The organism is Arthrobacter sp. UYCo732 (assembly GCF_040547265.1).
Lineage (GTDB): Bacteria > Actinomycetota > Actinomycetes > Actinomycetales > Micrococcaceae > Arthrobacter.
Genome location: NZ_JBEPPJ010000020.1, coordinates 17,082 through 43,981, shown reverse-complemented (window position 1 = coordinate 43,981; position 26,900 = coordinate 17,082). Strand labels below are relative to the sequence as shown.

At 63.3% G+C, this 26,900-nt stretch carries 26 protein-coding genes and 3 pseudogenes; 11 read left to right on the top strand and 18 right to left on the bottom strand.

Features of this window, described 5'->3' with window-relative positions:
* Positions 1-101: 101 nt before the first annotated feature.
* A pseudogene (locus ABIB45_RS18910) lies at positions 102-566 on the top strand (SDR family oxidoreductase); the annotation flags it as partial.
* Position 567: 1 nt separating this feature from the next.
* Here ABIB45_RS18910 and ABIB45_RS22650 read toward each other — a convergent pair.
* A pseudogene (locus ABIB45_RS22650) lies at positions 568-1,649 on the bottom strand (IS630 family transposase).
* 291 nt (positions 1,650-1,940) lie between these two features.
* Positions 1,941-2,636 carry a maleylpyruvate isomerase family mycothiol-dependent enzyme gene (locus ABIB45_RS18895; protein WP_354217376.1) on the bottom strand — a complete coding sequence of 232 codons (696 nt, stop codon included), beginning with the start codon at positions 2,634-2,636 and terminating at the stop codon, positions 1,941-1,943.
* A 180-nt stretch (positions 2,637-2,816) separates the two neighbouring features.
* Between ABIB45_RS18895 and ABIB45_RS18890 the strand changes: the two genes are divergently transcribed.
* On the top strand, positions 2,817-3,980 hold the full coding sequence (locus ABIB45_RS18890; RefSeq protein WP_354217413.1) for a LysR substrate-binding domain-containing protein: 1,164 nt from the start codon (positions 2,817-2,819) through the stop codon (positions 3,978-3,980).
* Positions 3,981-4,173: 193 nt separating this feature from the next.
* Here the strand turns inward: ABIB45_RS18890 and ABIB45_RS18885 are convergent, their stop codons facing one another.
* On the bottom strand, positions 4,174-4,350 hold the full coding sequence (locus tag ABIB45_RS18885) for a CsbD family protein (protein WP_234754158.1): 177 nt from the start codon (positions 4,348-4,350) through the stop codon (positions 4,174-4,176).
* A 609-nt stretch (positions 4,351-4,959) separates the two neighbouring features.
* Here ABIB45_RS18885 and ABIB45_RS18880 point away from each other — a divergent pair.
* The gene (locus ABIB45_RS18880; RefSeq protein ID WP_354217375.1) at positions 4,960-5,145 is read left to right on the top strand and encodes a hypothetical protein; all 186 of its coding nucleotides are present in this window, start codon (positions 4,960-4,962) and stop codon (positions 5,143-5,145) included.
* A gap of 266 nt (positions 5,146-5,411) precedes the next feature.
* Here the strand turns inward: ABIB45_RS18880 and ABIB45_RS18875 are convergent, their stop codons facing one another.
* From ABIB45_RS18875 to ABIB45_RS18860, 4 genes are all read right to left on the bottom strand, one after another.
* A complete protein-coding gene (locus ABIB45_RS18875) occupies positions 5,412-6,020 on the bottom strand; it encodes a recombinase family protein (protein ID WP_354217374.1) in 609 nt (202 codons plus the stop codon).
* 589 nt (positions 6,021-6,609) lie between these two features.
* A complete protein-coding gene (locus ABIB45_RS18870) occupies positions 6,610-7,383 on the bottom strand; it encodes an alpha/beta fold hydrolase (protein ID WP_354217373.1) in 774 nt (257 codons plus the stop codon).
* Positions 7,384-7,511: 128 nt separating this feature from the next.
* A complete protein-coding gene (locus ABIB45_RS18865; RefSeq protein WP_354217372.1) occupies positions 7,512-8,339 on the bottom strand; it encodes an enoyl-CoA hydratase/isomerase family protein in 828 nt (275 codons plus the stop codon).
* Positions 8,340-8,349: 10 nt separating this feature from the next.
* Positions 8,350-9,186 carry an SDR family NAD(P)-dependent oxidoreductase gene (locus ABIB45_RS18860; protein WP_354217371.1) on the bottom strand — a complete coding sequence of 279 codons (837 nt, stop codon included), beginning with the start codon at positions 9,184-9,186 and terminating at the stop codon, positions 8,350-8,352.
* A 72-nt stretch (positions 9,187-9,258) separates the two neighbouring features.
* On the opposite strand from ABIB45_RS18860, the gene ABIB45_RS18855 reads away from it, so the two are divergent.
* From ABIB45_RS18855 to ABIB45_RS18840, 4 genes are all read left to right on the top strand, one after another.
* Positions 9,259-9,843, top strand: a complete 585-nt coding sequence (locus ABIB45_RS18855; RefSeq protein WP_354217370.1) for a TetR/AcrR family transcriptional regulator — start codon at positions 9,259-9,261, stop codon at positions 9,841-9,843.
* A gap of 82 nt (positions 9,844-9,925) precedes the next feature.
* Positions 9,926-10,729: a maleylpyruvate isomerase N-terminal domain-containing protein gene (locus ABIB45_RS18850; RefSeq protein ID WP_354217369.1), complete on the top strand. Its 804-nt coding sequence runs from the start codon at positions 9,926-9,928 to the stop codon at positions 10,727-10,729.
* A gap of 65 nt (positions 10,730-10,794) precedes the next feature.
* Positions 10,795-11,373 (top strand): TetR/AcrR family transcriptional regulator, encoded by a 579-nt coding sequence (locus ABIB45_RS18845; protein WP_354217368.1) that lies wholly within the window; start codon positions 10,795-10,797, stop codon positions 11,371-11,373.
* 82 nt (positions 11,374-11,455) lie between these two features.
* Positions 11,456-12,307, top strand: coding sequence for an MBL fold metallo-hydrolase (locus ABIB45_RS18840; RefSeq protein WP_354217366.1), 852 nt, complete (start codon positions 11,456-11,458; stop codon positions 12,305-12,307).
* Between the two features lie 317 nt (positions 12,308-12,624).
* On the opposite strand, the gene ABIB45_RS18835 is transcribed toward ABIB45_RS18840, so the two are convergent.
* From ABIB45_RS18835 to ABIB45_RS18820, 3 genes are all read right to left on the bottom strand, one after another.
* Positions 12,625-13,515, bottom strand: coding sequence for an AAA family ATPase (locus ABIB45_RS18835; protein ID WP_354217365.1), 891 nt, complete (start codon positions 13,513-13,515; stop codon positions 12,625-12,627).
* A gap of 19 nt (positions 13,516-13,534) precedes the next feature.
* Positions 13,535-14,500: a transposase gene (locus tag ABIB45_RS22645; protein ID WP_502909237.1), complete on the bottom strand. Its 966-nt coding sequence runs from the start codon at positions 14,498-14,500 to the stop codon at positions 13,535-13,537.
* A 478-nt stretch (positions 14,501-14,978) separates the two neighbouring features.
* The gene (locus tag ABIB45_RS18820; RefSeq protein ID WP_354217363.1) at positions 14,979-15,560 is read right to left on the bottom strand and encodes a recombinase family protein; all 582 of its coding nucleotides are present in this window, start codon (positions 15,558-15,560) and stop codon (positions 14,979-14,981) included.
* A 468-nt stretch (positions 15,561-16,028) separates the two neighbouring features.
* Here ABIB45_RS18820 and ABIB45_RS18815 point away from each other — a divergent pair, with 468 nt between their 5' ends.
* On the top strand, positions 16,029-17,525 hold the full coding sequence (locus ABIB45_RS18815; RefSeq protein WP_354217362.1) for an NCS1 family nucleobase:cation symporter-1: 1,497 nt from the start codon (positions 16,029-16,031) through the stop codon (positions 17,523-17,525).
* Between the two features lie 292 nt (positions 17,526-17,817).
* Here ABIB45_RS18815 and allB read toward each other — a convergent pair whose 3' ends face one another.
* The 6 genes and pseudogenes from allB to ABIB45_RS18785 form a co-directional block, all read right to left on the bottom strand.
* On the bottom strand, positions 17,818-19,206 hold the full coding sequence (gene allB / locus ABIB45_RS18810; protein ID WP_354217361.1) for an allantoinase AllB: 1,389 nt from the start codon (positions 19,204-19,206) through the stop codon (positions 17,818-17,820).
* Entirely contained in the window at positions 19,199-19,963 is a 765-nt protein-coding gene (locus ABIB45_RS18805; protein ID WP_354217360.1) for an aspartate/glutamate racemase family protein, read from the bottom strand. The genes allB and ABIB45_RS18805 overlap by 8 nt, the downstream gene beginning before the upstream one ends.
* 83 nt (positions 19,964-20,046) lie before the next feature.
* Positions 20,047-21,630 carry an NCS1 family nucleobase:cation symporter-1 gene (locus ABIB45_RS18800; RefSeq protein WP_354217359.1) on the bottom strand — a complete coding sequence of 528 codons (1,584 nt, stop codon included), beginning with the start codon at positions 21,628-21,630 and terminating at the stop codon, positions 20,047-20,049.
* Positions 21,631-22,276: 646 nt separating this feature from the next.
* Positions 22,277-22,591, bottom strand: coding sequence for a transposase (locus ABIB45_RS18795; protein WP_354217358.1), 315 nt, complete (start codon positions 22,589-22,591; stop codon positions 22,277-22,279).
* 99 nt (positions 22,592-22,690) lie between these two features.
* Positions 22,691-23,283: pseudogene (locus ABIB45_RS18790) on the bottom strand (DinB/UmuC family translesion DNA polymerase); the annotation flags it as partial.
* Between the two features lie 180 nt (positions 23,284-23,463).
* Positions 23,464-23,679 carry a hypothetical protein gene (locus tag ABIB45_RS18785; RefSeq protein ID WP_354217357.1) on the bottom strand — a complete coding sequence of 72 codons (216 nt, stop codon included), beginning with the start codon at positions 23,677-23,679 and terminating at the stop codon, positions 23,464-23,466.
* A 243-nt stretch (positions 23,680-23,922) separates the two neighbouring features.
* Here ABIB45_RS18785 and ABIB45_RS18780 point away from each other — a divergent pair, with 243 nt between their 5' ends.
* Positions 23,923-24,231 (top strand): hypothetical protein, encoded by a 309-nt coding sequence (locus tag ABIB45_RS18780; protein WP_354217356.1) that lies wholly within the window; start codon positions 23,923-23,925, stop codon positions 24,229-24,231.
* Between the two features lie 102 nt (positions 24,232-24,333).
* Here ABIB45_RS18780 and ABIB45_RS18775 read toward each other — a convergent pair whose 3' ends face one another.
* Entirely contained in the window at positions 24,334-24,537 is a 204-nt protein-coding gene (locus ABIB45_RS18775) for a hypothetical protein (protein ID WP_354217355.1), read from the bottom strand.
* Positions 24,507-24,992, bottom strand: coding sequence for a transposase (locus tag ABIB45_RS18770; RefSeq protein ID WP_354217354.1), 486 nt, complete (start codon positions 24,990-24,992; stop codon positions 24,507-24,509). Before ABIB45_RS18770 ends, ABIB45_RS18775 begins: the two co-directional genes overlap by 31 nt.
* Before the next feature lie 329 nt (positions 24,993-25,321).
* Here ABIB45_RS18770 and ABIB45_RS18765 point away from each other — a divergent pair, with 329 nt between their 5' ends.
* Both ABIB45_RS18765 and ABIB45_RS18755 read left to right on the top strand, forming a co-directional pair.
* On the top strand, positions 25,322-25,618 hold the full coding sequence (locus ABIB45_RS18765; RefSeq protein ID WP_354217353.1) for a putative quinol monooxygenase: 297 nt from the start codon (positions 25,322-25,324) through the stop codon (positions 25,616-25,618).
* Positions 25,619-26,442: 824 nt separating this feature from the next.
* On the top strand, positions 26,443-26,889 hold the full coding sequence (locus ABIB45_RS18755; protein WP_354217351.1) for a GNAT family N-acetyltransferase: 447 nt from the start codon (positions 26,443-26,445) through the stop codon (positions 26,887-26,889).
* Positions 26,890-26,900 lie beyond the last annotated feature (11 nt).

Genomic DNA, 26,900 nt, shown 5'->3' with positions numbered 1-26,900 from the left:
GCTGACAGCCCTACCCGCTGCATTGCGGGCTCCTTCTCGGCGGGGTCCGTTGTCCCGTTCCAAGTCAGAAGGAGTTTCGTGACCACCACCCCGAGCCAAGGATCAAAGTTGCCTTTGTGACCGGATCCGGATCCGGATCCGGCTCCGGTATCGGCAGAGCGGTTGCCCGGCTAAGGCTTGCCGAGGGTCAGCGGGTTGTCCTGGGAGGACGCCGCCGGCAACAATTGATCGAGCCTGCAGGGGATCACCCCCAGGCGCACTCGGTGGTGTGTGACGTCACCGTGCCGATCGATGTCGAGCGTCTCTTCGCCGAAGCTGTCCGGCGCCGGGGCAGGGTGGACGTCCCGTTCAGCAACGCGGGAACCTTCGGGGCCGCTGCCTCAGTGGATGCGATAAGCGCGGGGGAGCGGGGATGCAATCGTGGCCGTCAGCCTGACCGGTTCGATGCTGTGCTCCGCAGCAGCGGTCCGGGTCATGAAAGTCCAGTTGCCGCTGGGCGGCCGCATTACCAACAACGTTCCATTGCCGAGCATTCACCTCGCCCCCGTACCGTGGCATACACGGTCGCTAGTGTTCCGTGTTAATGGTTTGTTTGCGTTTCATCTTGCCCAGGAGATACTCCGCTGATTTGGTCCAGATGAATGGTTTGGCGTTCTGGTTGTAGTTCTCGATGTAGCGTTCCATGGTTTCTTCCAGTTCTTTCACGGAGCTGAATGCCCCGCGTTTGAGGCACTGGCGGGTGATGATCCCGAAGAAGATCTCCACCATGTTCAGCCAGGAACAGCTGGTCGGGGTGAAGTGGAGGGTGACCCGCGGGTTGTCGGCCAGCCAGTCCTTCACGTTCTGGTGCTTATGCGTCGCGTAATTGTCGCAGATGACATGGAGCTCAACCCCGGGGTGGGCGTCGGCTGCCCGGCTAAGGAAGTCGACGAACTCGATGTTGGTGTGCTTGGGATAGAAGGCGTTCGCGCTGAGTTTGCCCGTGAGGACCTCGAGGGCGGCGAACAAGGTGGTGGTGCCGTTGCGCTTGTAATCGTGGGTCTGCTGCAGCGGGTGCGTCGAGGACAACGGCTGATCCGGGCCGGTACGGGACAGGGCCTGGATTGGGGTTTTCTCATCTGATGCGAAGTCACATCAGATGAGTCATGCGAAGCTTCGCATAACTCATCGATACTCACCACCACCGCGTTTTCCGGCGGGGACATGTACAGGCCCACCACGTCCCGGAGCTTGGACTCCAGGGCGGGGTCGGTGGAGAACTTGAACTTCTCGAGCCGGTGCGGCTGAATTTTCCAACGGCGCCAGATCCGGGCCACAGAGGAAAAGGAGACTCCGTGGCGTTCGGCCATGATCCGGGCGGACCAGTGCGAGATCCCCAACTCTGCCGGGGGCTTCCCGTCGTTGGTCAGGGTGTCCGCGATCAGGGCCAGTTCGTCTATCTCCCGCTCCCTGCCCGGGCGCTGGACATCGGACAGGGCCTCGATCCCGCCCTCGGCATAGCGGTTGCGCCACTTCAAGACCGTGGGTGCCGAAAACCCGGTGATTTGCTCGATCCGGATATTCGGCATCCCGTCGGCAGCCAACAAAACCGTGCGCGCCCGCAACGCCAACGTCGCGGAGGATGCCTTCCCGCGGGTCAGCGCCTCCAAAGCCCCCCGGTTCGGTTATCGGACGGCTGCAGGCCCTACTTCGGTGGCTCGAAGCCGCCGATCGTCCGCCCGAGAAGCCAGTGGTAGCGGGGTACGGTCCTCGAACATCGGACTGATGAGCTGCACTCCCACCGGCGGCCCCTCCGGGGACCGGCCGGCAGGTATGACGGTGGCAGGCAGTCCGGGCATGGTGGCCAAACCGGCCCATGCGGACTGGCCGGCGGACGGGTACTCGACGCCGTCGATGTCGATCCGTCGTTCTGGTACGGAAGCCGCCGGCTCATCCAGGCCTCACGGCGTGAGCGGGCCGCGGATGACACGCAATGCAAGGTCCGCGTTGCCTTTCAGGACGGCGGTCTCCGAAAGGCTGGAGCGTCCCCAGAGGCCCAGGTACATCTCATGGGGGGCCGCGATGACCGTCGCTGCGATGTCCCCCTCGCCGACATTCCAGGCCGTGCCGTCGGGCAGGGCGAAGGTCACGGCGTTCCCCGGGTCGGTCATCCGGCCAAGCCGGAGCTGTCTCGGGGCGAACACGGCCAAGGCCTCGTCGATCCCGTCGAGCAGGAACTCTTCACTGAACACCGGGTCGGCCAGGCCGGCTGTCTGGTGGGCGTCGACCAAGTGGACGGCGTGTTCGTGTGCCTGGCGGCGGAGCCAGAACCCGGCCGTCCGCGGGGGAGGACCGAAGTTCCAGCAGGGCGCCACAGGGTCCACTGATGCCATCGCGGCCAGAAAGCCTGGTGCCCCTTCGAGGAACCAGGGCGCGGCCCTCCCGGTGGGTGCGGCCGGCTCCTCTACGAACTTGCCTGCCCGAATCACCCCTGCAGCCCATCGTTCTATCGAACCGAGATGCCCGAAGAGGACATCAAGTGTCCATCCCGGACAAGCCGGAACGGGTCGGTCCAGAATGTCCTCCGGCCGGCTGGCCAGGGCACCAAGGGCGTCGAGACTGTGGGCGAGCTCGGCAAGGTGGCGTTCAGGCAACATGGGTCGAGCCTATCCGAAGGCACAGCCGGCTGGCGCTGGTGCCTGGCAACTCCTAGCCAGCACCCTTCCCCCTGGTGCGCCTGCTTGCATCCCACGGCCCGTCTGCTTGCATGGAGGCATGACTGAGCAGCCGCCGGCAGCAGTAACCGAAGACTTGGACCGGCTGCAGGCAGCGCTGCCATCCCCGCCAGAACAGCGTCCAACCTCCTGGTCGGGACCTGGAACATCCGCGCGCTGGGGGATCTGACCGCCCAGTGGCTGGCCGGGCCGAAAGACTCACCCAAGCGGGACTGGCATGCCATCGCCTGCCTGGCCGCAATGATCTCCCGGTTCGACGTCGTCGCCGTCCAGGAATCCCGCCGCAACCCGCTGGCCCTGAAGCGGCTCGTTTCCAGCCTCGGACCGGACTGGCGAGTCATCATCTCGGACGCGACCGAAGGAGCCGCCGGCAACGGCGAACGCATTGCCTTCCTGTATGACAGCACACGGGTCCAGCCCTCGGGCCTGGTCGGGGAGATCGTGCTGCCCCCGATCGGGGAGGACCCGCAACGACAGTTCGCCCGCACCCCCTACACCGCCAGCTTCGCCAGGAACGGGGTGGAGTTCACCCTCGCGTCCGTGCACATCCTCTGGGGCAGGAGCCCCGCGGAGCGGCTGCCGGAGATCACGGCCTTCGCGCAGTGGATGCATGACTGGGCGGCCCGGCCCAATGACTGGAACTCGAACCTGATCGTGCTTGGCGACTTCAACCTGGACCGGATCGGTGACCCGCTCTACGAAGCGTTCATCTCCACGGGACTGTGGCCGCCGGCCGAGCTGAACATCGTCCCGCGGACGATCTTCGATGACGACAAGACCAAGCACTTCTACGACCAGCTCGCCTGGTTCTCCAAGCCGGACGGCACCTCCCTGCTGAAGGGCCTGGCCTACGGGCAACGCGCCGGAACGTTCGACTTCATCCCGCACGTCTTCCAGGGCTTGAGCCGCAGCGAGGTGTCCTGGCGGATCTCAGACCACCCGAAGCATGTTGCTCCCGCAATGTCGCGGACGATTTCCACACTCTGCCACCAGGCAGGCATTGATCTAAGCGACGCGATGGAGGTGCTGGCCTTCCCCACGACACTGGGGCTGGTCGCCAGCGGTATGGGTCTGGCCATCGTTCCAGCCTCGATGCGAGCCACGGTGCTGCCGGGGCTTGTCTACGGCGACCTGGCAGACAACGACGCAACATCCCAACTATCTGCCGTTTTGCCGGACGGGGAAGTTGACGGGTTGACGCGACAATTTCTGAAGACCGCCAACGCGGTGCTAACAAAGCTGACGCATCACGGACTGTCAGGATGAGTCTGGTGTGTGACTGTTAACTTCGTTGGCGGCTCACATTTTCGGCCGACGCCAACACCACGTCGCCATTCCGGGAGCACCGCGGCCGCCGTGGCATGGGCGCGTGAAAGGCGCTGCGCAGATGTTTTAGCCGACAGTCGTTTGCGCGGCGGCGGTGTGAACCGTCCGCCGCACTGTTGTCCGGCTGTTTGTGTTAGTGCTTCTTGAAGGCGTCTTTGACTTTCTCGCCGGCCTGCTTGAGGTCGGCTTTGACCTGATGGCCTTTGCCCTCGGCCTTGAGCCGGTCGTTGCCGGTGGCGTCGCCGGCGGCTTCTTTGCCCTTGCCGTGGAGCTTCTCGGCAGCGTTGTGGATCTTATCTCCCAAACCCATCGCGGTCCTCCTTATTTGGACGCTCCCGCGACGTGAATGCCGCAGAAGCCGACAACTAATTGTAGGGATGAAACCGACACGAATGGCTGCCCTAGACAACCCGAATATCCGGTTGTCCAGGGCCTCACCGGGGGTCGTTGCCGCCCGGAGGATCCGGGCCGAGATTGCCGGAGGGGGTATTCGCTGCCGTCTTGAGGGCAATAGGCGATCAGGGTGTGCAGATCGACCCCGAAGGTGGCCATGAGGGGCCAGAGCACGATCGCGACCAGGCCTTCGAGGATGTTGCCGGGAATGTTCCATGCCACAAAGTAGCCGTGGGTGGCGGCGACGACTACTCCGATGGCCAAATAAACGAATCCGACCAGGCCAATTCCGCGCCTGCCTGTTGGACGTCTGCGAATCCGCGCCTCATCGCTTATCTTCCTACGCGGGTGTAAACAAATTATAGGTGCGCCCGACTCATTCGGGGAGACCAGCCGGGAGGACGTCATGGGCGATCGCGTCGTTCCCGAGCTGCCTGATCCCCGAGGTAGCCCAGCTCGGCAGAACACCCTCAATCATGTCTAAATGCGATGAGCCGCCGGGCATTCTTTTAGGCTGCGGTGTCTAATGACGGGCATGAACTACTACAGCCTGGCGGCGCAGGAACGGACGAAGGACTTCGCGTACGATGCAATCGAAAAGGTACTCGGCAGCATGTTCGAACCGCCGAGCAGGCAGGCACTGACAGTGCGGTGGAACCAAGCCGTTGAAGCCATCGCCAAACACCTTGAAGTACAGGACAAGGGCACGTAATAGGCAGCACGGCCGCTGCGCCTGTTGCGATACGAACATGCCGCAGCGAATACCTCCACCGGATCCGGGGATGCGGCCACTTGGCACTGCAAACACGGCCATTTACCGATGCAGGCCACACGAAGAGTCACGACACGCCGTGGCATTCTGAACCACAACTAACCCTCTTAAGACGTCTCCCAGCGACCGAACTGAACAAGTGCGTTCTGCGCACGGGGCATGGGCTGACGTGACCGACTTTGCGCCCGGTATTTGGGGCGTTCTGCTCAAGTAGTCTGGGAGGAGATCCACTGGCGGGCGTCGAGTTCGCTCATGCGCCGGTACAGGGTCGCCCGGGACATGCCCAGGTCACGGGCCACCTGGGTGGCGGGCTGGCCGGCGTCGATCAGGCGGCGGGCGTTCTGGATCTGGCTGTCGGTGAACCGTTCCCGGCGCCCGCCCAGGTCCCTGCCCGCGGCCCTGCGCTTGGACACTGAATCGGTGATCCGTTCCCGCTTGATCTCCAGTTCCATCTGCGCCAGGGCTGCCATCACGGTGAAGACCATGCCGCCCATCGGCGTGCCGGTGTCCACGTCCCCGCCGCCCAGGTTCAGCACCCGAAGACCGATCCCTCGCTTTCGCAGCACGGTGGCCAGCTCCAGCATGTTGGCGGTGGAACGCCCCAGCCGGTCCAGTGTGGTGATCACCAGGGTGTCGCACCCCTGCAGGGCATCCAATGCTTTGTCGAATTGCGGCCGGGCTGCCCTGGCGCCGCTGACCCCATGGTCAACGTAGAGGTCATCCCGCCGTACCCCGGCGGCCAGCAGGTCCGCGATTTGCCGGTCGGTGTCCTGAGCCCGGGTGGATACCCGGGCGTATCCGATCAACTTGCCCATTCCCGACTCCAGAGTGTCCCGCAACAGTAGTTGACTATCGCAATTTTACTTCCTACTTACGGGACATAGTAGCAAGACAGCACATTCATTGAAGCGTCAAGGGCATCGATGTGGATTTGATCGCTATGTGGCGGCGTTTTGTGATCGCTCGGTGTCGCACCAGCGCCCGTAAGCCGGTCCTCCACCGGCCGCGGCAGCATCACCTGGTGCGCTTTTCCAAAAGGCCGCCGCCCCGGCCTGTGGTGGTTAACGCTTCTTGGCGGTGTTTTGTGATCGCTGTTTGGCGCTAGGTGCTGATGACGGGGTGGGCGTGGACAGAATCACTCGTGCTACCAATTGCAAGTCCCTTGCAAAGTGCGGGTTTTTGCACGCGAACTTTTAGCACGGGACCGGCTAACTCATATAGCTGACAGTCGGAAGGACTAATTCGAGGAAGCTCTCCCTCTGTGGGCCAGAGCCGAAGATAGTTCGAGAGCTACTATGGCCTCGGTCGGGGCGCTGGGATCCGGAGCATGTTGGCCGAAGTGCAGGGCACGCGGCTTCGCCTCGATGGCCCCCTTCCTGCATTGCCCCGACTCCTGTGTGCCGTTCAGTTCGCTAGGAACATCTGGACTTCACGGAGGAACTCTTCGAGGTGCTGGAACAGGAATGCGTGCCCGGCGTCGCTGTAAAGAACCAGCTTGGCGTTGGGTAGTTCCTGCACCGCCGCATAGGAGCTGTAGGCGTTAATCATGACGTCGTGGGCGCCGCCAGCGTAGAGCACTGGGGCGTCGATGGTGGCCAGATCCCGCGCCACGTCCTCCCAGGGAGCGGAGAGTGTTGCGGTGATGGCTTGGAGCTGGCCCATGGCTGCATCCTGCGTGACTTGCGGTGCGTCTGCGGGCATCTCCGCCTGGACGCGGCCAAAGTGGTCCAGGCCCTTGGCGCGGGCCTCCGGGGTCTCCGGGTAGAAGAGGTACAGCAGGTCCTCGAGGTCTGAATCTCGCTTGGTCATGATGGTGGCCACCCGGTCCGGCATGGCCACCATGCCGGGGGCCGTGCCTGAACCGCTGCCGGCGATGACCAGCTTGCGGACCAGATCCGGGCGCTTCAGTGCCATTTTCTGGATGACGACGCCGCCGAAGGACCAGCCCAAGAGATCCACCTGATGCAGTCCCAGGGCTTCGGCCAGGGCGATGGCACCTTCCGCGAAGCCGTTCACGGTGGTCAGCGGGGAGCCTTCGGTGTAGCCGATTCCGACGTTGTCGAAGAGGATGACGTCGCGTTCTGCAGCCAGGGACTCGATGAATCGCGGGTCCCACCAGTCAATGGTGGCGCGGAACCGGTGCAGCAGAAGCAGGGGTACCCCGCCGGTGGGTCCCAATCGGCGGTACGCGAAGCTTGTTCCGCCTGACTCGATTTACTGCGTGGTTGCGGTTGCTGCTGAGTAAGTGGTGCTGCCCATGATTTTCTCCTGCTCTGGTGTCCGTTGTTTCTTGGGGAGTGGGGTGGTCATGCCTGGGCGTTGGCCTTGGCGACGTATTCACCCATGTTGTATTCGAAATCGAGGCCGACCTCGGCAGCGATTGCCTGGGTGGCTGCGGCCCGCACCTGGAATCCCGGAAGCGCCAGTGACCGTACGAACTCCGAGAACGCCGTGACAAGGTCGCCCACCGGCGGCAGGGTGGCGCGATTGACGGCGGCCTTGGCGGCGGCGAGTGAGGCCTTGTCGAAGCTGGCCAGACGGGCCACCATGGCATCGACGAAGGCGTCGAGCTCGGTGTCGGGGAGGGCGCGCGTCACCCAGCCCCACCTCTCGGCCTGCGCGGCGTCGTAGTCGCCGCTGCCGAGGATGGCTTCCAATGCGCGGTCACGGCCCAGGAATCGGGGCAGGCGCTCAGTGCCGCCACCGCCGGGCAGCAGCCCGGCGCCGACCTCGGGCTGTCCGAAGATGGCCTTCTCCAGGCTGGCGTAGCGCAGGTCCAGGGCCAGTGCCAGCTCGTTTCCGCCGCCGCGGGTGCGGCCCCGGATAGAACCAACGGTGATGAAGGGGGCATTCGTCAGGCGCACCACCAGGTCCGTCCAGATGGGCAGTTCGCCGGGGTTGGGCACCGGCAGCTCGTCGACGGCGGCAAGGTCGAAGTGGTTCAGGAAGAAGTCAGGCACGTCGCTTTTGAAGAGGACCACCTGGACATCCGCGTCGTTTTCGAGATCCTCGACGATTTCGTGCAGCCGGATGGCGGTCTCGGCGGCGACCACGTTGGCCGGCGGATTGTGGAAGGTGATAGTGGCGATCTTGGGGGTGGGGCGTTCCAGGATGACGGTGCTTGCAGTGTTCATGATGATGCTCCTAACGGGCGTGCTGGATGGATTGGTGGGGCGTGGTGGATGAGTGCTTGCTGCGGCGGATGGTGGCGCCCATGAAGTGCACGACGGCGCGTCGCGGGAGGAAGCGGGCGGCGATGGCCAGGGGACGCCCGTTGGTGATGACCGAGGGGCGGTGCCTGGGCTTGTCCACGGTGTCGATGGCCGCCTTCACCACGTCTTCAGGACGCGCGCGGCGGGTTCCGTAGTCCGCTGCCTGGCTGCCGGCGGCGTCGAAGAATTCCGTGGCCATGGCACCGGGTGAGATGGCGAGGACCCGGAGGCCCGTTCCGCGGGCCTCTTCCCAGAGGGATTCGGTGAAGCTGAGCACGAAGGCCTTGGAGGCGCCGTAGACGCTGAGGTAGGGCGTGGGCATGAAGCCGAGGAGGCTGGCGACGTTGATGAGGATACTCGTCTTTTGCTTGGCGAAGACGTCGAAGTAGGCGTGGCTGAGGTCGACCAGGGCGCCGATGTTCAAGGTGATGAGCTGCTGCAACCGCTGGGGGTCTTCTTCGCCGAAGGGGTTGTGCGTTCCGAAGCCTGCGTTGTTGACCAGGCCTGTTGCGAAGATCCCCCGGGACTCGAGTTCTGCGCGGAGTGTGCGGCCGGCGTCGGGCCTGTCCAGTTCGCGGGCAATGGTGGTGACCTTGACGCCGTGCTTGGCGGTCAGTTCCTTCGCGAGGGCAACCAGCCGGTCTTCACGGCGGGCGATCAGGACGAGGCTGGAGCCGCGGGCGGCGAGCTGGCGGGCGAATTCCGCGCCGAGGCCGGAGCTGGCGCCGGTGACGATGACGGTCTGTGTGCTGTAGTCAATAGTTTTCATATGCACACTCTATGCAGGGTTCTGCACAAAGTGCAAGTTCTTTCTAAAACTGTACCGTTGTACTATGGGTGCATGCCCACTCCTTCCCCCCTCCGCCTTCAGACCCGGGCTGTCGTCCGATCTCTCCTTGCCCAAACCGCGATGGCACTGTTTGCCGAGAAGGGATACAGCGAAACCACTGTCGATGAGGTCGCCGCGGCGGCGGGAGTGTCCCGGCGCACCCTGTTCAACTACTTCCGCACCAAAGAGGACCTCGCGCTCAGCGGCCTGTCGGAGCAGGGGGACGTTATTGCCGAAAGGCTCAGCGGTCGTCCTGCCGATGAAAACGTCTGGGTATCGCTGCGCTACGCGTTCCAGGTTCTCGACGAGATAGAGGCCACCCCTCAGCACAGGCTTGAAATCACCTCGATGCTTTTCGACAACGAAGCGCTCCGGGCCGGTCATGCTGAGAAGCAGGCGCGGTGGACCGATCTGCTGGCACCTCTGGTTGAGGCGAAGATCCCCGACTCGGGCGACAAGACTTTTCAGGCGAGGGCGATCGTGGGCACCGCCATCACCTGCCTCCAAGGCGCCACGGAGGAATGGCTTCGACGCGAGGGTGCAAAGCCATTGTTCGACCTGTATGACACCGCAATAGCAGCAGTGCGCACCCTGTAACCCGCTCCGCTTGCATTTCACCAGTCGCTAGGCCATCCGCAGCCACACTCATTCAGGCCCACCTCACGAAGGCAGATTCGTCATGACACGCACGCTCCCCGCCCCTGACTTTAAGAATCTCCAGGACGCCTACCGTGCAGAAAGGGTTGTGATGCTTGATTTCGTGGGCGGACTGACCGATGCCCAGTGGAACGCGCCCAGCAAGGCGGCCGGCTGGAGCATTGCGGACATGGTGGGGCATATCGGCTCCACTGCCCACAACATGTACATCCCCGCCGGCGTCCTCTCCTCCCGCAAGCCCAGTCTTGAAGCAGCCAACGAGGGCCCGGTGGAGGTTCGCCGGAGCTGGGGCAGGGAACGGGTCATGGCCGAGTTCACCACCTCGACCCGGACGGCGGATCGCATGCTCAGCATGGTCCGGCGCACGCCGTTGCGGAACGTGCCCATGCAGCTCAACGAGCTGGGCAAATACCCCATGGCGCTGCTGGTGGGCGGGGCCCTAGTGTTCGATCTCCACACGCACCTTCGCCACGACATGGCTCCTGCCCTGGGGCTGCCCACCCCACCCTCTGACAGCGAACGGATGAAGGCTGTGCTCACCTGGATGACAGCGGTCCTGAGTAACCAGACGGCCACGGCTCCCGTGCCGGGTCTCGACGCAGGTCTCACCCTGACGCTGACAGGACCGGGCGGCGGCAGCTGGTGGATCGATTCCCACGGCCTCTCGAAGCCCGGAACCAGGGCTCCTGCGGCACGCATTACGGCTTCCGCAATTTCCTTCCCGGATTGGGGGACCCAGCGCTCATCCTGGCGCGACGCAGAGGTTTCGGTGGAGGGCGACGCCGGCCTGGCCGCCCAATACCTGGACACTGTCAACATCATCTGAGTGGTCGGCAGTGGGACCGTCGGAGTATATTTGACCTGTAGGTACAAAATAGGTAGGTTTAGGTAATGGGCAGAGCCAAGCAGTTTGATCCGGAGGCAGCCATCGTTCAGGCGATGGACGTCTTCTGGCGTCAGGGCTATGCCTCGACAACACCCCAGGGGCTCGCCGATGCGCTCGGCATCGGCAAGGGAAGCCTCTACAACGCCTTCGGTGGCAAGCGGCAACTCTACGACCTGGCACTGCAGCATTACCTCGAAGCCCAGAGGGCCGTTCTTGCCTCATGGTTGGAGGCCCCCGGGCCGGTCAAGGAACGCCTCCGCAGCGCGTTGACGTTCCTGGTGGAGACCGACCTTGCCGACCCCCACCAGCGGGGCTGCCTCGCCACCAACAGTGCCGTGGAATTCGGCACTGCTGACAAAGAGGTTGCCAGCCGGGTGGGCAACCTGTTCGACTACACCGAGCAGGCCTTTGCCTCGGTCATCATCGAGGGCCAGGCCACCGGCGAACTGCGCTCCGACCTGGATGCCGGCGCCGTAGCCAGCATGCTGCTGAACACGGTCACGGGACTCCATGCCCTGGCCCGCGTCGATCATGGCGACGGGCGGTTGCAGCGGGTTGTTGGCGCGACGGTCGACCTGCTTTAAGGGACTCCGGGGCTGGTCCGCATTATTTTTTCAGCTTTTTCTGTACCTGTAAGTCAAATAAATCGACATAGGAGACACTGCAATGACTGCACCACTGACCCTCGCTATCTTCACCGCACCGGCCCAGCCCGTGAACATCCCCATGCCGGCACCCGAGGGCGGGTGGACCTGGCCGTCCACCTCTGTGACCCTCGTATGTGGTGAGCGCGAAGCGATCCTGGTGGACACTGTCCCCGGCGTTGCGGACAGCCATCGGCTTGCCGACTGGATCGAAGCTTCCGGAAAGGAACTGACCTCCATCTACATCACGCACGGGCATTTCGACCACTTCCTCGGAGCCGCAGCACTGGTGCAGCGCTTCCCTAAGGCCCGGGTACTCGCCACCCGGCCCACTGTGGATCTCATTGCTGAGGAAGCCGAAACCCGCAAGGAACTGGCGAACTACACTCCAATGTTCGTCCAGGAGATCGGCTCCGAGATTGTTGTTCCCGAAGCTGTCGTTAATGGCCGGATCGAGCTTGAGGGCCACGAGATCCTTGCCGTTCCCACCGGACAGTCTGACGTCAGCGACTCCTCCTATGTCCACATCCCGGAGCTGAAGGCTGTCATCGTCGGCGACATTGCCTACGGCGATGTGCACCCAACCCTCGTCGACAGCACCCCCGAAACGCGACGGAACTGGATCAAGACCCTCGAGGCCATCCAGCTCCTCAAGCCCGAGACCGTCGTGCCTGCCCACCGCAGCGCCGAATCCGCCCTCGGCGGCGAGGTCCTCGACGCCACCATCGCCTACGTCCGCGACGCCAACGAACTGCTCGCCACGAACCCGACCGCTGAAGAGTTCACCACTAAGATGCTCGCTGCCCACCCGGACAGGATCAACCTGAGCACACTGCTCTTCGGCACGGCTCTCCTGGGCCTCCGCCAGGCATAGGAGCGAAGTTAGGTCCGAACTACCGGCAGCAGGATGCCAGCCGGACCGGCCTCGGCGACCGGCTTAAGCTGACACCGGGGCCGGCTACCTTTTGCATTCCATAGGTCACGGGAGGCGAAAGAGATCACCCGCAGTGCTCAACATGTGTAGCCCCTCCGAGGAAAATGCCAGCAGAGTGCTCTTTGTGACTCACGGGTGGCGTCTCGAAATACAAAAGCTTTTCGAGACAATTCGCCCGCCCGAAAATCTCAGCCGGTGCCTGCACCTGTAATTCTTCACGCTATTTGGCGCGAATATGGCGGCGATATTTGGCGCGGTCAGGTGCCGATGAGCAGAGTCTCCCGGGCTGCTTCGACGACTTCCTTCGTGATGCTGTTGAGCTGGTTAATGTCGCGGATGCGTGTGATCTGGGTAAAGAGCCGCTGGATGAGTCGGAAGTTCCCGTTGGTGATGCGTGCGATGGAGGCGATAGCTTCGGCGTCAGTGAAGTCCTCCGGGTCGATACTTAGGCCGAGTTCCTGCCAGCGATTCGTCAGGACGAAGGTGAGTTCTTCGGTGCTGAGGGTCCGGTAGTGGTGGGCGAAGCCGATGCGGCTGTAGAGCTGGGGGTAGCGGGCGAGGCGTTTTTCTATGCCTGGCATGCCGATAAGGATGACCCCCATGGTGTGGCGGTCGAAGTAGTCCCTGACCTGCTCCAGCGCCGGAGGTTTGAGTCGGTCTGCCTCGTCAATAATGAGGAGTTCGGTCAGGCCGGACGCTCGGGAATCGCGGTGCTCGAAGACATTGATGTTGCCTTCCCGGGCGTATTCGATTGCCCAGGAGATTCTCTGGCAGGTCCGGGGCAATTGCCGGTCGATCTCTCGGGGACTGATGGTCACTGTGGGTGTCCAGAATGCTGTTCTGGCTTCGAGGGCGCGGGCTGGAATGGGATCGGTGTTCGTTTCGCCGGTCCGCTGCCATTGTTCCCATTCGGTCACGCCAGCGTAGGCGCGTGCGGAGAGGGTTTTGCCGACGCCGGGCGGGCCGTAGCAGACGCCGATGTGTCGGTTGGTGCGCACCGCGGTGGCAAACTCCGTGAAGCGCCGGTGCTCCTTGGTGATAAGAAATGCCGGCGTGTCGGGCGGGACCGGTGGTGGTGCGGCCGAAATCTCGCCGAGATCGGCGGACAGGATGCGGCGTCCATCGTCGTTCTCGTCTTTGGCGGGCATGGGCGTTCCTCTCCTTGGGTCACTCTTCGGCGTAGATGCGGAGCCGGTGCTCCTGCGCACTCATGGGTTGCTGACTGGCCTCAGTGGGTTCGGCAGGTGCCGGCGCCGTGTAGCGGTAGTCGGCAGGGAGGGCATCGGCGAGGCTGAGTTTGGTGCGCAGTTGCTTCTTCAGGTCGTTCCGGCGGCCTGATCTGGCCGCCTTGAGTTGCTTGAAGGTGATGGTTCCTGCGGCGAGTTCCGGGGTAATGGCACGGCAGAGGAAGGTGTCCTGGTGCCAGACGCGGATTTCGGCGATGTCCCGGGGGTCGTAGCGGATGGTGACGGCTTCTCCGACGAAGGCGGAAAGTGTGAGGTCCAGGTAGCGCAGGCCGTTGAAGTGGATGCCGTCGCGGTGGACGATGCGTTGGTGTGCGACGGTCAGGAGCAGGTGGTCAAGGTCTTCGGGCCGGGCGGGCATTCTGGGGATCCAGCCGCCGGCCTGCCATCGCGCGCTGGGGACCTCTCCGGTTTCGGAGTGTGTGCGGTGGTTGTATTCGTCAACGATGAACTGCTCGAGGTCGGTGTCGAGCTGTTCAAGGGTCATGGTCGGCGCCGTTGTGGGAGTCCCGTGGGTGCCGTGGGGGATGAAGCCGGGCAGATGCGGCAGGAGTTCGTCGGTGATGGTGCGGTAGAACCGTTCAATCTTTCCGCGGCCCTGCGGCACGCCGGGGAGGGGATGGATGAGGCGGATGTGGGTGTCAAGGCAGACCCGTTCAAGGTGGGTGCTGGTGAAATCGGCGCCGTGATCGCTGTAGAGGACATCGGGCAGACCCATGACGGGCCAGCCCGGATGTTTCTTGCGCTGCACGGCCTGGTGGAGGGCAAGTGCGGTCTGGATTGCGGTCGGGGCACCGGTGAAGGCGGTGTAGCCGGCGATGGCGCGGGAGTAGTCATCGAGTACGACGGTCAGCCACGGGCGTGCGCGTGCGCCGGCGGCGTCGACGATCTCGATGTCCAGCTCGGTGTGGTCGCACTGCCACTGCTCGTTCGCGCGGCTGGCGGTGCGCCGGTAGACCAGCTCGAACCGGTCGGGGTAGGCGGCGTCGCCTTCGAGGGCGATTGTGCGCAGCCCCGGATCGATCGCGGCACCGCCCGGACCGTTGAGTAGCTGGGGGCGGAAAGGCCCCGGTCGAGCGTGACCGCACAGATCCGCCGGTGGATGAACGCGATAGTCGGTGCCGGCCGGCGGAGCGCGAGGCCTTCGATGACGCCAACGATCTCAGGCGGAAGTGAATGGTTCCCGCGGTCCGAGCGTGATTGGCGGCCCAGGGCCCTGACCGACCCGCCGGCGCGGAGTGCTGCCGTCCACCGTTGCAGCGTGCGGAGGGGAATCCCGGCTTGACCGGAGATTTTGGCGAGGGGAACACCTTCGTCGAAGTGCTGCCGGAGCAGTGCAGCGCGTTCTTAGGCCGACAGCCGATGCTTCATGACCGGGCAGCCGCCTGCTGGTGGCGGTAGAGCGTTGCCCGGCTCCAGCCAACGAGTCGGGCCGCGTCTTCGGCGGTGCGCCCTTTCGCGCGTGCATCCTGGGCAATGGACAGTTTGTCTGCAATGACGATCGGGTCGGACGTTGGCCGACCAAAACGGGTGCCGCTTTTTCGGGCGGCGGCGATCCCGGCGTTGACACGCTCAACAATCAGTTCGCGTTCGTACTCGGCCAACGTGGCAAGCATGTTCAGCATCATCCGCCCGGTCGATGTCGCCGGGTCGATTCCGTCAGAGATTGACCGGACATGGATGTCGCGTGCCCGCAGCAAGTTCACCGTGTTGAGAACATCGATCAGCGACCGGCCCAGCCGGTCGACCCGCCAGACCACGACGGTGTCGCCTTTCTCTGCATATTCGAGGAGTTTCTTCATGCCGGGCCGCTCGACCGCGGTCCTGCTCCCGGACGTGACATCGGCGAAAACATCCCGTTTTTGAACCCCGGCAGCAACCAGCGCATCAAGCTGAAGCTGTGAGTCCTGGCTCAAGGTACTCACGCGCGTGTATCCGAGATGCCTCATTTGGCCATTTTGCCTCATAAAGTCCAAGAGTGCAGCGGCTCAAGACAGTTTTCGTCGAGACGAGTTCCTGAGACATGGGAAGGGCCCAAGCGGCGGAGACGCCGGTCAGGATTTTTGGGACGAACGAATCGTCTTGAAAACCTTTGGGTTTCGAGACGCCAGCAGCATTTCAGTTGGAGCACGTTCTCCAAGGTTCGAAGTTGTCGTACTCCGCACCATGTGCGCGAGCTAATCCCGAGCGCCTGCACGCTGTATCACCTCGAGGGCTGGTCGCCGGGCCCGGTCGGGGACTGTCCAGGGCCGCCAACAATTCGCCGCGGCCAACTCTGGCCATGCGGGGCACAATGGGAGTAAGTCATCGATTGAGACCGGCCCGGCCCTGCGGAAAAGCGTTGAGTCGGGGTCAGCCAGATCATTGAGTTATTTCACTGTTCACAACCTTGATTCCACAACATGCAAGTTTAGGGAATGGAGATTACGGTGTCTCAAACAATTCCAGCGGGCGCAAGTCCGCGTCTCTACAACGAAGACCTCGCGCCGACCGAACACCGCACGTGGGGTTTCTATTCGCTGTTCGCGATGTGGATGTCCGACATTCATTCACTCGGCGGCTACACCTTCGCGGCCGGCCTCTTCGCGTTGGGTCTCGGTGCCTGGCAGGTGTTCCTGGCACTGGTCGTGGGGATCATCATCGTCTTCTTCCTGATGAACCTCTCCGGCTACGCCGGCCAGAAGACCGGCGTTCCCTACCCCGTGCTCGCGCGGGTTTCCTTCGGAACGTTCGGCGCCAACCTGCCCGCGCTGCTTCGTGCGCTCGTGGCAATCGCCTGGTACGGTATCCAGACCTGGCTCGCCTCTCGCGCCGTCATCATCATCACCCTGAAGATCTGGCCCGATCTGAAGGGCCTGACGGAGAACAACTTCCTCGGCGAATCCACCCTCGGCTGGCTGGCATTCCTGTTGATGTGGTCTCTCCAGCTTCTTCTGCTTCGAAACGGCATGGAGACGATCCGGCGGTTCCAGGACTGGGCCGGCCCGGCCGTGTGGGCGGTGATGGGCCTGCTTGTCGTCTACATCTTGATCAACGCGGGCTGGAACATTTCCCTGGACTTGCCGGGGGGAAAGGCGGAATGGGGCGTCACACATGCGTTCTTTGCGGCCATAGCGCTGACGGTGACGTACTTCTCCACCCTGATGCTCAACTTCTGCGATTTCTCCCGCTTCGCGCCATCTCGCAAGGCGGTGCGCACGGCGAACCTGTGGGGGCTGCCGGTGAACTTCATTGCCTTCTCCGTGGTCTCCGTTGTCGTCACCGCCGGCACATTCAAGGTCTACGGGGAGCACATCTACGACCCGGTCCAGATCGTCGGGCGGATCGACAGCATCTGGGCGCTTCTGCTCGGGGCCGTCACCTTCGCTGTCGCAACGCTGGGAATAAACGTCGTGGCGAACTTCGTCTCGCCGGCCTACGACCTGGCGAACGTCTGGCCCGCGAAGATCGACTTCAAGCGGGGCGGCCTGATCGCCGCGATGATCGCGCTCGTCATCACGCCCTGGAACCTGTTTAACAGCCCCGTCGTGATCAACCTTTTCCTCGGAGGGCTCGGAGCGCTGCTCGGGCCGCTGTTCGGGATCATCATGATCGACTACTACGTGCTCCGCAAGCAGCGCGTGCTGGTTCGAGACCTGTTTAGGGAACAGGGGTACTACACGTATACGGGCGGCTGGAACCACAAGGCCGTCATCTCGTTCCTCGGCTCGGCCGTCCCGGCGGTGATCTTCGCGCTCGTTCCCGTCTTTGGCGCTCTCTCGGCCTTCTCCTGGTTCATCGGAGCAATCGTGGCGGCCGCGGTGCATTACTTCATCTCGCGCAACGACACGAGTCTGGCTGAATCGATCGTAGCCGCGACGGCCATAGAAGCTGAGCCCGGTGCGACCTCGACGCAGGTTGTCGCCGGATCATGACCCCAGTGGGCGAGGTCGCCCACTAGGACACGGGCGGCACGGTCGGCCTTCGTGGACGTTGGCTTCAGGGGCAGCCAGACGCACCGGCGTGGTCTGCCGCCGCACCCGCGCCATCAACCGGTTACGGGCGCAGCCGCCGGAGTCATGCCACGGAAAGTGCATTCGGCTACTCCAATAGCAAGGCCGTGTTAGCGGCCACGAAAAACTGCCCACAGGCGGCCAGCTCGTTTTCGGTGAGGGCAATCGCGGTGGCCACCGCCTGACTCCGCCGCTCGCTCTTCGGCTCTTTGTTTCAGGCGTAACTGACCGAGGTCTCCTCGTTCTGGCGTTTTTCGATCCCGCCGCGGCGGATCAGTTTGCCGGTCGGTGTCCGGCCGTCGATCAGTGTGCCGCGGAGGTAGGTCTGCCGGATGACGCCCGAGAGCGGGCGGCCGTCGTAGGGGGTGATGGGGTTTTTGTGCTTGAGTTTGGAGACGTCCACGACGTAGGCCTCGTCCGGGGCGAAGACGGAGAAGTCGGCGTCGTAGCCGAGGGCGAGCCGTCCCTTGGTGGTCAGGCGGGCGAGTTCGGCGGGTTTGGCGGCCATCCAGGAGATGACTTGTTCCAGGGTGATGCCGCGGTGCCGGGCCTCGGTCCAGATCAGGGACAGTCCCAGCTGGAGGGAGGACACTCCGCCCCAGGCGACGGCGAAGTCGCCGTTTTCCAGGTCTTTCAGGTCCAGGGTGGAGGGGGAGTGGTCCGAGACGATGCAGTCGATGGTGCCGTCCTGCAGTCCCTTCCAGAGCAGCTCGCGGTTGGACGCCTCGCGGATGGGCGGGCAGCATTTGTAGGCGGTGGCGCCGTCGGGGATTTCCTCGGACATCAGAGTGAGGTAGTGCGGGCAGGTCTCCACGGTCAGGTGCACGCCGTCGCGTTTGGCCGAAGCGATCATCGGCAGCGCGTCCGAGGAGGACAGGTGCAGGATGTGGGCCCTCGCTCCGGTCCAGCGGGCGCGTTCGATGACTTCGGCGATGGCCTTGTTCTCGGCCCCGCGCGGGCGGGAGGCCAGGAACGTTTCGTAGTGGTCTCCGCCCGGGTGCGGGGCGCGGTCGATCGCGTGGGAGTCTTCGGCGTGGACGATCATGAGCGAGTCGAAGGACTTGAGCTCGGCCATGTCCTCCTCCATCTCGTCCGCTTCGAGGTGCGGGAACTCGTCCACCCCCGAGTGCAGCAGGAAGCACTTGAACCCGAAGACGCCCTCGTCGTGGAGGGGGCGAAGGTCCGCCTTGTTACCCGGGACCGCGCCGCCCCAGAAGCCGACATCCACAAACGCCTGGTCCGCGGCGACCTCGCGCTTGAGCTTGAGGTTCTCCACCGTGGTGGTGGGCGGGATCGAATTCAGCGGCATGTCGATGATGGTGGTCACGCCGCCGGCTGCGGCGGCCCGGGTCGCGGACGCGAAGCCTTCCCACTCGGTCCGGCCCGGCTCGTTGACGTGGACATGGGTGTCCACCAGGCCCGGGATCAGGGTCTCATCATCGGCCAGCTCGATCACTTCGGCACCGGTCAAGCCGTTGCCCAGCGGCTCGATCGCCGCGATCTTGCCGCTGCGGACGCCGACCTCGCGCGCGGCAATCCCGGCGGTGGTCAGGACCCGCCGGCCCCGGATCACCAGGTCATAGTGTTCTGTTGTGTCAGTCATTGGTGCTCACCTTTTCTGTGACGGCGGTGCTCTGAACGGCGGGAAACGGCCATCCGGTCACCACTTTGGGGCGCGGCGGCGCGAAGGTACGGACTTTCGAAGTGGACAGCCCAAGGCGCACCAGCGATTCGGCGATCGTGACCGCGGCTGCGACGCCGTCGACGACGGGGACGCCGAGGCGGGTCCTGATTTGTTCATCAAGGCCGGACATCCCGCCGCAGCCGAGGACGATCACCTCTGCTTTGTCGTCTTCAACAGCGTGTTGGGCCTGGTCGAGGATGGCTTCAATCGCCCGTTCCGGAAACTCTTCGAGCTCAAGAACACCTAGGCCGCTCGCGCGGACGGAGGCGCACCGGGCGTCCAGTCCGGCCAGTTTCAGCCGGTCCTCGATGAGCGGCACTGTCCTGTCCAGGGTGGTGACGACCGAATATTTGTGGCCCAGGAACATGGCCGTGCTGGCAGCCGCTTCGGTGATGTCGACGACGGGTACGTCCAGCAGCTCCTGCAGCCCCTCCCGTCCGTGTTCACCGTAGCCGGCCTGGATGACGGCGTCGTAGGGTTCCGGATAGGCGATGACTGCGTCCATCACTGCGATGGCCGCGAGGTAGCTTTCAAAGTTGCCCTCACAAGAGTCGGCTCCGAACCGGGGTGTCAGGCCGACGATTTCCGTCCCGGCGGCAGCGGCCGCGCGGGCCTGTGTGGCAATTGATTCGGTCATGGAGGCTGTGGTGTTGACGTTGGCGACGAGGATACGCATGGTGTCTTTCGGGTTGGCGGCTGGGAGAGGGGCGGCCGGTCCTCCGTGTCCGGGAGGACCGGCCGGCCGATGGCTGGGGGGTTCTAGTGGAGGCTGGGGACGGCGATCGGCTCTCCGGATACGTCATGGAAGGTCCGTTTGCGGTCGGCGGCGACGAAGTAGGCGATGGCTCCGATGCCCGCGCCGATAAACCAAGAGAACGCGGCGACCGGTTCCAGTGCCGGGATGAAGGCGATGAGGAGCGAGATGATCGCGGCCGGGATGAACGCGGCCACCGCCCGCAAGTTGACGCCGTTGCGGTAGAAGTAGGATCCGTGGCTGGCCTCGGTGTAGAGCTCGGGGACGTTGATCCTGGTCTTTCGGATGAGCCAGTAGTCGGCCATGATGACGCCGAACAGCGGGCCGAGGAGGGCGCCGAGGCCGCCCAGGAAGTAGACGATGACTGCGGGGTTGTTGTAGAGGTTCCAGGGCAGGATGACCAGTCCGACAATTGCGCTGACGAGGCTGGCCCGGCGGAAGTCAAGCCGCTTGGGCATGAGGTTTGTCAGGGCGTAGATGGGGGCCACGAAGTTCGCCATCAGATTCACTGCGATGGTCAGCACGAGCAGCGCGAGGGCGGCCGCCACCAGGAGGAAGGTGTTGGGGATGGATTGGACGATGTCTGACGGGCTGCCGATCACGACCCCGTTGATTTTGAACTGCGCACCGGTGATGACGATGACGATGAGGCCGAAGAAGAGCATGTTGACCGGGATGCCCCAGAAGTTGCCTTTGATGATGGATTTGCGGGTGGTCGAGGCGCGGGTGAAGTCGCAGAAGTTCAGCACGAACGTGGCGTAGATGGAGACCCAGAGTGCGCCGCCGGCGAAGATCTCGAGCCACATGGCACCGCCGGTCAGGGCATCGGGCGTGGAGAGGGCAATGGAACCGCCGGCCTGGATGAACATCCAGATGGCGAGGGCTGACATGGTGATAAGGATGATCGGACCGGCGAAGGCCTCGTACTTGCGGATCATGTCCATGCCGTAGCGGACGATAATGACCTGCACGATCCAGAGGAAGAGGAACGAGGCCCAGCCCAGGGTGGAGAGGCCGAGGATGGAGTCCTTGTCGAGCTCACCGAGACCGGGAGCCAGTGCGATGAGGAGGACGCGGAGTACCAGCGAGGCCAGGTAGGTCTGGATTCCGAACCAGACGATGGCGACGCCGCCGCGGATGAGGGCCGGGATCTGCGCGCCGTGGATGCCGAAGGCGATGCGGCTCATGACAGGAAACGGGACACCTGTCTTGTGGCCCATGAAGCCCGAGAACGTCAGGAGGAGGAAGAGCAGCACCGCACCGACGCCGAGCGCGAGCAGGATCTGCCAGGCGCCAAGGCCCAACGCGAAAAGTCCTATGGCGAACCCGTAATTGCCCAGGCTGTGCACATCGTTGGCCCAGAGGGTGAAGATGCTGTAGGCGGTCCACCGCCGCCCCTCCATCTTCGTTGGCGCGAGATCCTGGTTGTAAAGGCGGGCACTGGTCGGCGCCAGCCCTAGGGCCCGGGTATCGACCGGAGGCTCGTGAAGGATCGGGTCGTGGTGAACGTGATGCGCATGATCCGCGGCGTTGGCCGCATCGATCGGTGGGGTATCAATCTGTGGGGTGGTCTCCGGCTCCGGATTCATGGAAAAGCCTCTCTGGCAATGAAGAAATTTGGTATGCGAAATAGTCCATACAGGTACTGGGGACTGCGGCTCGGAGCTTCCGGCGGGTCAGAGCGTCGGGGAAGCGGAAGGCTCTCGAAAACCGGTAGCCCGGGATGAGCGTTGATCGCGCGGGTTTTAGCACGATGGCGGAGGCAGTGCCTCCAAATGACACAAACCGGTCAGCTGCGGGGATCTGCCCACGGCGGTCGGTGTCTGAATGCGCCGCCGGGGCGATCAGAGCTGAACGGGAGGATGCGCAAAGGCGCCGTGTCCCTCCCGGCAAGGGCCGAACTCGCTTTCAGCCCAGCAGGTTGTGAGATGTACATGAATCCAGACCAATCTCTTGGAATTAATCCTCATCGTCGAGGATGTCAACAACTGTAAGCCGAATCATAGTATTTCACAATAGGATAATTAATTTCCGCATCCCGGAATCCGGGACGCCAAGTCGGGGACCTGGTACGCGAGCGGAAACGGATGTTCGGGTATTTGCCCGGTCCCAGCTCGATCCGAGCCCACTGGGCATCAGTCAACGGCAGTACGAGAGGCACCTCAGTCGTCCCAAACCGGCTACGCAGAGATTAGGAGAGACGCCCTACTGTTTGACGCCCTACTGTTTGACGCCCTAGTGTTCTGCGCCGGAAATCCGTGAGATATATTTGGCGAGGGAACCGAGGATCTCCTCGGCGGTCGTCTTCCAGACGAAGGGTTTGGGATCGCTGTTCCAGCCTTCGATCCAGGCGCTGACATCCTTTTCCAAGGGCCTACACGCTTTTATGGACGCCGCGGGCAGCAGCTGGTCGGTGAGGAAGCCGAACCAGCGTTCGACCTGGTTGATCCAGGAGGAGCCGGTCGGGGTGAAATGCATGTGGAAACGCGGGTGTTCGGCCAGCCAGTCGTTGACGGCCGGGGTTTTGTGCGTTGCGACGTGGCCGCACACCAGGTGCACGTCGAGTTCAACCGGGACGGCATTCGATCGCGGTCAGGAATTTTTTGCTCATGGGTGTGGTTCTTTCGTGGTGCTGTCGTGCGGGGTGTTTTAGGCGGCTTTGACGAGGGGGAGTTCATCCCAGTGGGTGGTGTAGCGGGGGGAGAGCATGTCGCGTTTTATGGTCCAGTCCGGGCCGCCGCGGATGCCGCCGTGGCCCAGGTCGATGGAGCCGCGCCCGTACTTCCGGGTGACGTCCTCCAGGAGCGTGCCGATGTGGCGTTCCTCGTGCGGGTTTCGAACAGGGGCAGGGGTGCCTGGTTGCCGGTGGGGCGGAGGTCGGTGACCATGATCCCGGCCCTGGCGTACCGGATGCCCTCGCAGATGCGGGGCAGCAGCGCGTGGGCGGCCTTGGCGAGCAGCACCGGGTCCGCGGTCGGCATCGGGACGCACACCGAAGGATAGGAGGTGTCGTTCGGGTTGAAGTGTGAGGTGCCGGCGAACGCGGTGAGGACTTTGGCCTGGAGGCCGTGTTTGGCCAGCCGGGCGGAGGCTTGCTGGCCGTAGACGCTCATGACCTGCCGGATGCCGGCGGCGGTGGTGATGGGGGTGGCGAAGGAGCGGGAGAAGATGAGCTGGTCCCGGCCGATGCGTTCTTCCTCCATCGGGATGCACGGTGTGCCTTGCAGTTCCAGGACGGTGCGCGCTGGCCGGAGGGGCGCAGGTCTCGGTGACCGTCCGCATGGACCCGGCCGTCAAACGCGCCATCGCCGGGATCCCGGAGACGGCATGGAAAACCATCGAATACACCGACGCGGTCTTTGATGAGACCACCAACACCAGCGGTCGACCCGGGTCACGGCCCGGAGGCATCGGAGGTCTCCTCAGCGGGTATCTTCGATGTCCTCGGCCGCTTCGGCGGTTGCGTCCGGATCCTCTTCCGGCTCGAAGGTGTTCGGCTCCGTGCCCGCACCGAGTCCCACACCATCCGGTGAGCCGGGAATGGTGCCATCCCGGCCAAGGCCAGCAGGGCCTGTCAGCTTCCGGTCACTGGTGGAATCGTCGCCGCGGGGCTCTTTCCCTGCCTCATTCACGCTCATCGTCGTCTCCAAGATCCGCCTGCGGGTGGAAGTTCACGGTAGCATTCCCGCGATGGAATAGTAAGCGTACTTCCGGTCCCCGTTCACCGCAGGCCTCGAAAACGCAGCCATCACCGAAGCAGCGACTATCCTGGGCATTCCGTATGGCCAGGGCTACCATCTCGCCCGGCCCATGGAAGCTGCCGCGATTCCCGGCTGGGCGCGGGACCTCCGCCGTCCCGGGGTGAGAAAACTATCCACACCATGCTCCGGGCGCTGGCCTACCACTGGCAATTCGCCCGCCGCGGTTCCCCCCACCCCGGCACCCTCGAAGAATGCCTGTTAACCCCTGTCCTGAACAATGCGCCCTGCACCGAGGCCGGGCCATGGGTTGGCACCAGAAAACAACACGCAGGATTTACCGACCACCCCGCCTGCGCCACCAAACTCACCCGCTGGCTCACCCAACAGAGCACCGACACCACCGCGGACGAGGACCTCCAGAGCACCGGGGCATCAACGTACCTCGCGCAGGGACTGCACTCGTTCCTGACCTTCCCATTCGACGCATAGCCCGGAACCCCCACACAAGGACGTCCTATGGGCTGCGCCGCGGTCGTCGCTGCCGGAAAACGGCAGACGCCGGAAAGCAACCGTGCGGGGACGTTGATGCCATCAGGGACACGACAGTGCACTTGTCGCCGGGACTGGAGTGTAGGTGGTCCCGTCGCGGAGCATGGCCCAGAGGACGTTCAGGCGGCGCCGGGACAGGAAGAACATGGCCTGGATATGGGTTTTACCTTCGACTCGTTTGCGGTCGTAGTAGGCCCGGGAGGCGGGACAGCTCTTCAGCGCCGAAAGCCCGGAGAGGTAGAACACCCGGAGGAGTCTGCGGTCGTAGCGCCGGGGCCGGTGGTGATTACCGGTGATCCTGCCCGAGTCCCTGGGTGCGGGGCGAGTCCGGCGACCCCGGCAAACCGGTCCGCGGTTTCAAAGACTGTCAGGTCTCCGCCGGTGGCGCCAAGGAACTCCGCGGCGAGGACGGGACCGAAGCCTGGCATGCTCAGCAGGATCCGGGTGTGCCGGTGCTCGGCGACTTTCTGACCGATCAGCGCGTCCAGCTCTGCCAGTTCCTCGTTCAGGGTGAGGACCTCCCGCGCGAGAGCGGCGACGATCGACTCCCCCATGTGCTGGGCCGGAACGATGGTGTGCTGGGACTCCGCGGCCTCGACGGCGGCTGTGGCGACAGCGGCCGAGGAGCGGGCACCCTGTTTCTTCAGCCAGGCGTGGATCCTGGCCTGGCCGGCGCGGCGGATTCGGGGCGTGAGGACCAATGCTCGGGAAAGTCACGTTAGTGATTGGTCTTCCTTGATTTGGCGGCAATTTTGTTCCTGAGTTGAGGATGTCGGTTCTGTTGCGTCCAGGGTTTTCCGTCGTTGTTTCCCAACACGGCTTATCGACGTGGATTTCGCTGTAATTCGCTCTTTGAGGACAGGTGTCGGCAATCCCTCGTTTCTCGACAAGATGCTTATCGTGACTTACGCGAGCATTGGTCCTCAACCCCCTCGTTCCGGCACAGCCTTGTTCTGGTCCGGGCATGTTCCTAGACTCTGGAATAGGCCCGCAGGCGGCCGATTCCGCTGATGTTATTGAGGAGACTGCAATGGCGCTTAACTTTGGAGTACTGGCACTGGTCGAGGCCAAGCCAGGCAAGGAGCAGGACGTCTGGGACTTCCTCAGCGGCAGCCGTGACATCGTGGCCACCGAGCCGGGCACTAAGACCTGGTACGCCTTCCGCGTCGACGAAAACACCTTCGGCATCTTCGACACCTTCGAGACCGAGGAAGCGCGACAGGAGCATCTCAACGGTGCCATCCCGGCGGCGCTCGGCGAACACGGCCCGAGCCTCCTGGCCAAGGATCCCAACATCCGGCTGGTCGAGCTCATCGCCGTGAAGTAGACCAGAACCGGGACAGCACCGAATGCGACGTCCCGTTACCTTACGTGAACTGGTGTTTCCGCCGCCGTTGTTGGTGAAACGACGCGGCCCTACCCATGATTCATGGCAATTCAGGATATTCACGGCAAACGGGCCGGTAACCGGTCTCTCTTTGCCGATGCCGGACGCACGGGCGGGAGGAGGGTTTTGAGACCATTTCCTAGACTAATCGAGGCCTTAAATCCTATACCTGCTAGAAACGTCGAAGCCAAATACAATATGAATCACCTTGAAATAGGTGTTGCTTCGATCGACAGAATCCCCCCTCAGAGGCACCTTCTTCCTTTAAAACACGCCCCTGGACTCCGCTCCTCATGAAAGGGCGAGGTTAGCGTGAAGTTCCGGACCGATCCTCAGACCCCCGACATCATGCCCCGGGAGATTAGTGTGTTTCGTCAACTTTAAGTCGGCCATTTCGGCGCTAAGAATCAGGCCACGTGGGCTCGGTTTCCTGCCATTGCGGCGGTGTGCCTATTTCATCAGGGCATTTTTGACTCTGTAGGACTCCCCGCGGAACTGCAGGAGCCGTCCGTGGTGGACCAGCCGATCGATGATGGCCGCGGCGGCCCATGTTGTCGTCCCCCAACACGGTTCCCCAGCGGGAGAACTCCAAGTTGGCGGTGATGATGAGGCTGCGTTTTTCGTAGGAAAACAACAACACTGGGCAGCGCCAGGTGTGTTTGATGGGTCCCCCCTGACGGACCTAATCCAGAGTGGCGATTCGAACCCAAGTTTCTGTTGCGGACGGCATTGTTCGTGCGGATCGGGCATGCCACGATTGAAAAGTGACTACTCTCTGGACGAAGCGGCTCGTCCGAGGCGATCTGACAGTGGCGCGTGACATGTTCGCGATGATGGCTGCTGTATTGGCAGAGGATGCCGAGCCGCTCACCGACGACTATCTTCTTTGGCTTCTCGATCGAGATTCGTTTTGGGCCATCGCCGCATTCGCCGGTGACGACATTGTTGGCGGCATCACCGCCCACACTCTGCCCATGACGCGATCCCCATCGTCAGAGGTATTCATCTATGACCTTGCAGTGCGCCAGGATCACCAGAGACAGGGCGTTGGAAGCAGGCTGGTTCTCGAACTACGCGACGCCGCAGCCGCAGCAGGCTTCGGCGAGGTATTTGTGCCAGCCGACAACGAAGACAAACACGCTCTCGACTTCTACCAGGCACAAGGAGCCGCGGCGTCCCCTGTGACCATCTTTACCTTCACCGCCCGGTAAAGGATCCTCCA

Bases quoted from the DNA above. Each gene is read 5' to 3' on its own strand.
- ABIB45_RS18895 (WP_354217376.1), bottom strand. From the start codon at position 2,636: ATGTTGCCTGAACGCCACCTTGCCGAGCTCGCCCACAGTCTCGACGCC.
- ABIB45_RS18885 (WP_234754158.1), bottom strand. From the start codon at position 4,350: ATGGGTTTGGGAGATAAGATCCACAACGCTGCCGAGAAGCTCCACGGC.
- ABIB45_RS18880 (WP_354217375.1), top strand. From the start codon at position 4,960: ATGACGGGCATGAACTACTACAGCCTGGCGGCGCAGGAACGGACGAAG.
- ABIB45_RS18875 (WP_354217374.1), bottom strand. From the start codon at position 6,020: ATGGGCAAGTTGATCGGATACGCCCGGGTATCCACCCGGGCTCAGGAC.
- ABIB45_RS18865 (WP_354217372.1), bottom strand. From the start codon at position 8,339: ATGAACACTGCAAGCACCGTCATCCTGGAACGCCCCACCCCCAAGATC.
- ABIB45_RS18860 (WP_354217371.1), bottom strand. From the start codon at position 9,186: ATGAAAACTATTGACTACAGCACACAGACCGTCATCGTCACCGGCGCC.
- ABIB45_RS18855 (WP_354217370.1), top strand. From the start codon at position 9,259: ATGCCCACTCCTTCCCCCCTCCGCCTTCAGACCCGGGCTGTCGTCCGA.
- ABIB45_RS18850 (WP_354217369.1), top strand. From the start codon at position 9,926: ATGACACGCACGCTCCCCGCCCCTGACTTTAAGAATCTCCAGGACGCC.
- ABIB45_RS18845 (WP_354217368.1), top strand. From the start codon at position 10,795: ATGGGCAGAGCCAAGCAGTTTGATCCGGAGGCAGCCATCGTTCAGGCG.
- ABIB45_RS18840 (WP_354217366.1), top strand. From the start codon at position 11,456: ATGACTGCACCACTGACCCTCGCTATCTTCACCGCACCGGCCCAGCCC.
- ABIB45_RS18835 (WP_354217365.1), bottom strand. From the start codon at position 13,515: ATGCCCGCCAAAGACGAGAACGACGATGGACGCCGCATCCTGTCCGCC.
- ABIB45_RS18820 (WP_354217363.1), bottom strand. From the start codon at position 15,560: ATGAGGCATCTCGGATACACGCGCGTGAGTACCTTGAGCCAGGACTCA.
- ABIB45_RS18815 (WP_354217362.1), top strand. From the start codon at position 16,029: ATGGAGATTACGGTGTCTCAAACAATTCCAGCGGGCGCAAGTCCGCGT.
- allB (WP_354217361.1), bottom strand. From the start codon at position 19,206: ATGACTGACACAACAGAACACTATGACCTGGTGATCCGGGGCCGGCGG.
- ABIB45_RS18805 (WP_354217360.1), bottom strand. From the start codon at position 19,963: ATGCGTATCCTCGTCGCCAACGTCAACACCACAGCCTCCATGACCGAA.
- ABIB45_RS18800 (WP_354217359.1), bottom strand. From the start codon at position 21,630: ATGAATCCGGAGCCGGAGACCACCCCACAGATTGATACCCCACCGATC.
- ABIB45_RS18785 (WP_354217357.1), bottom strand. From the start codon at position 23,679: ATGAGCGTGAATGAGGCAGGGAAAGAGCCCCGCGGCGACGATTCCACC.
- ABIB45_RS18780 (WP_354217356.1), top strand. From the start codon at position 23,923: ATGCTCCGGGCGCTGGCCTACCACTGGCAATTCGCCCGCCGCGGTTCC.
- ABIB45_RS18765 (WP_354217353.1), top strand. From the start codon at position 25,322: ATGGCGCTTAACTTTGGAGTACTGGCACTGGTCGAGGCCAAGCCAGGC.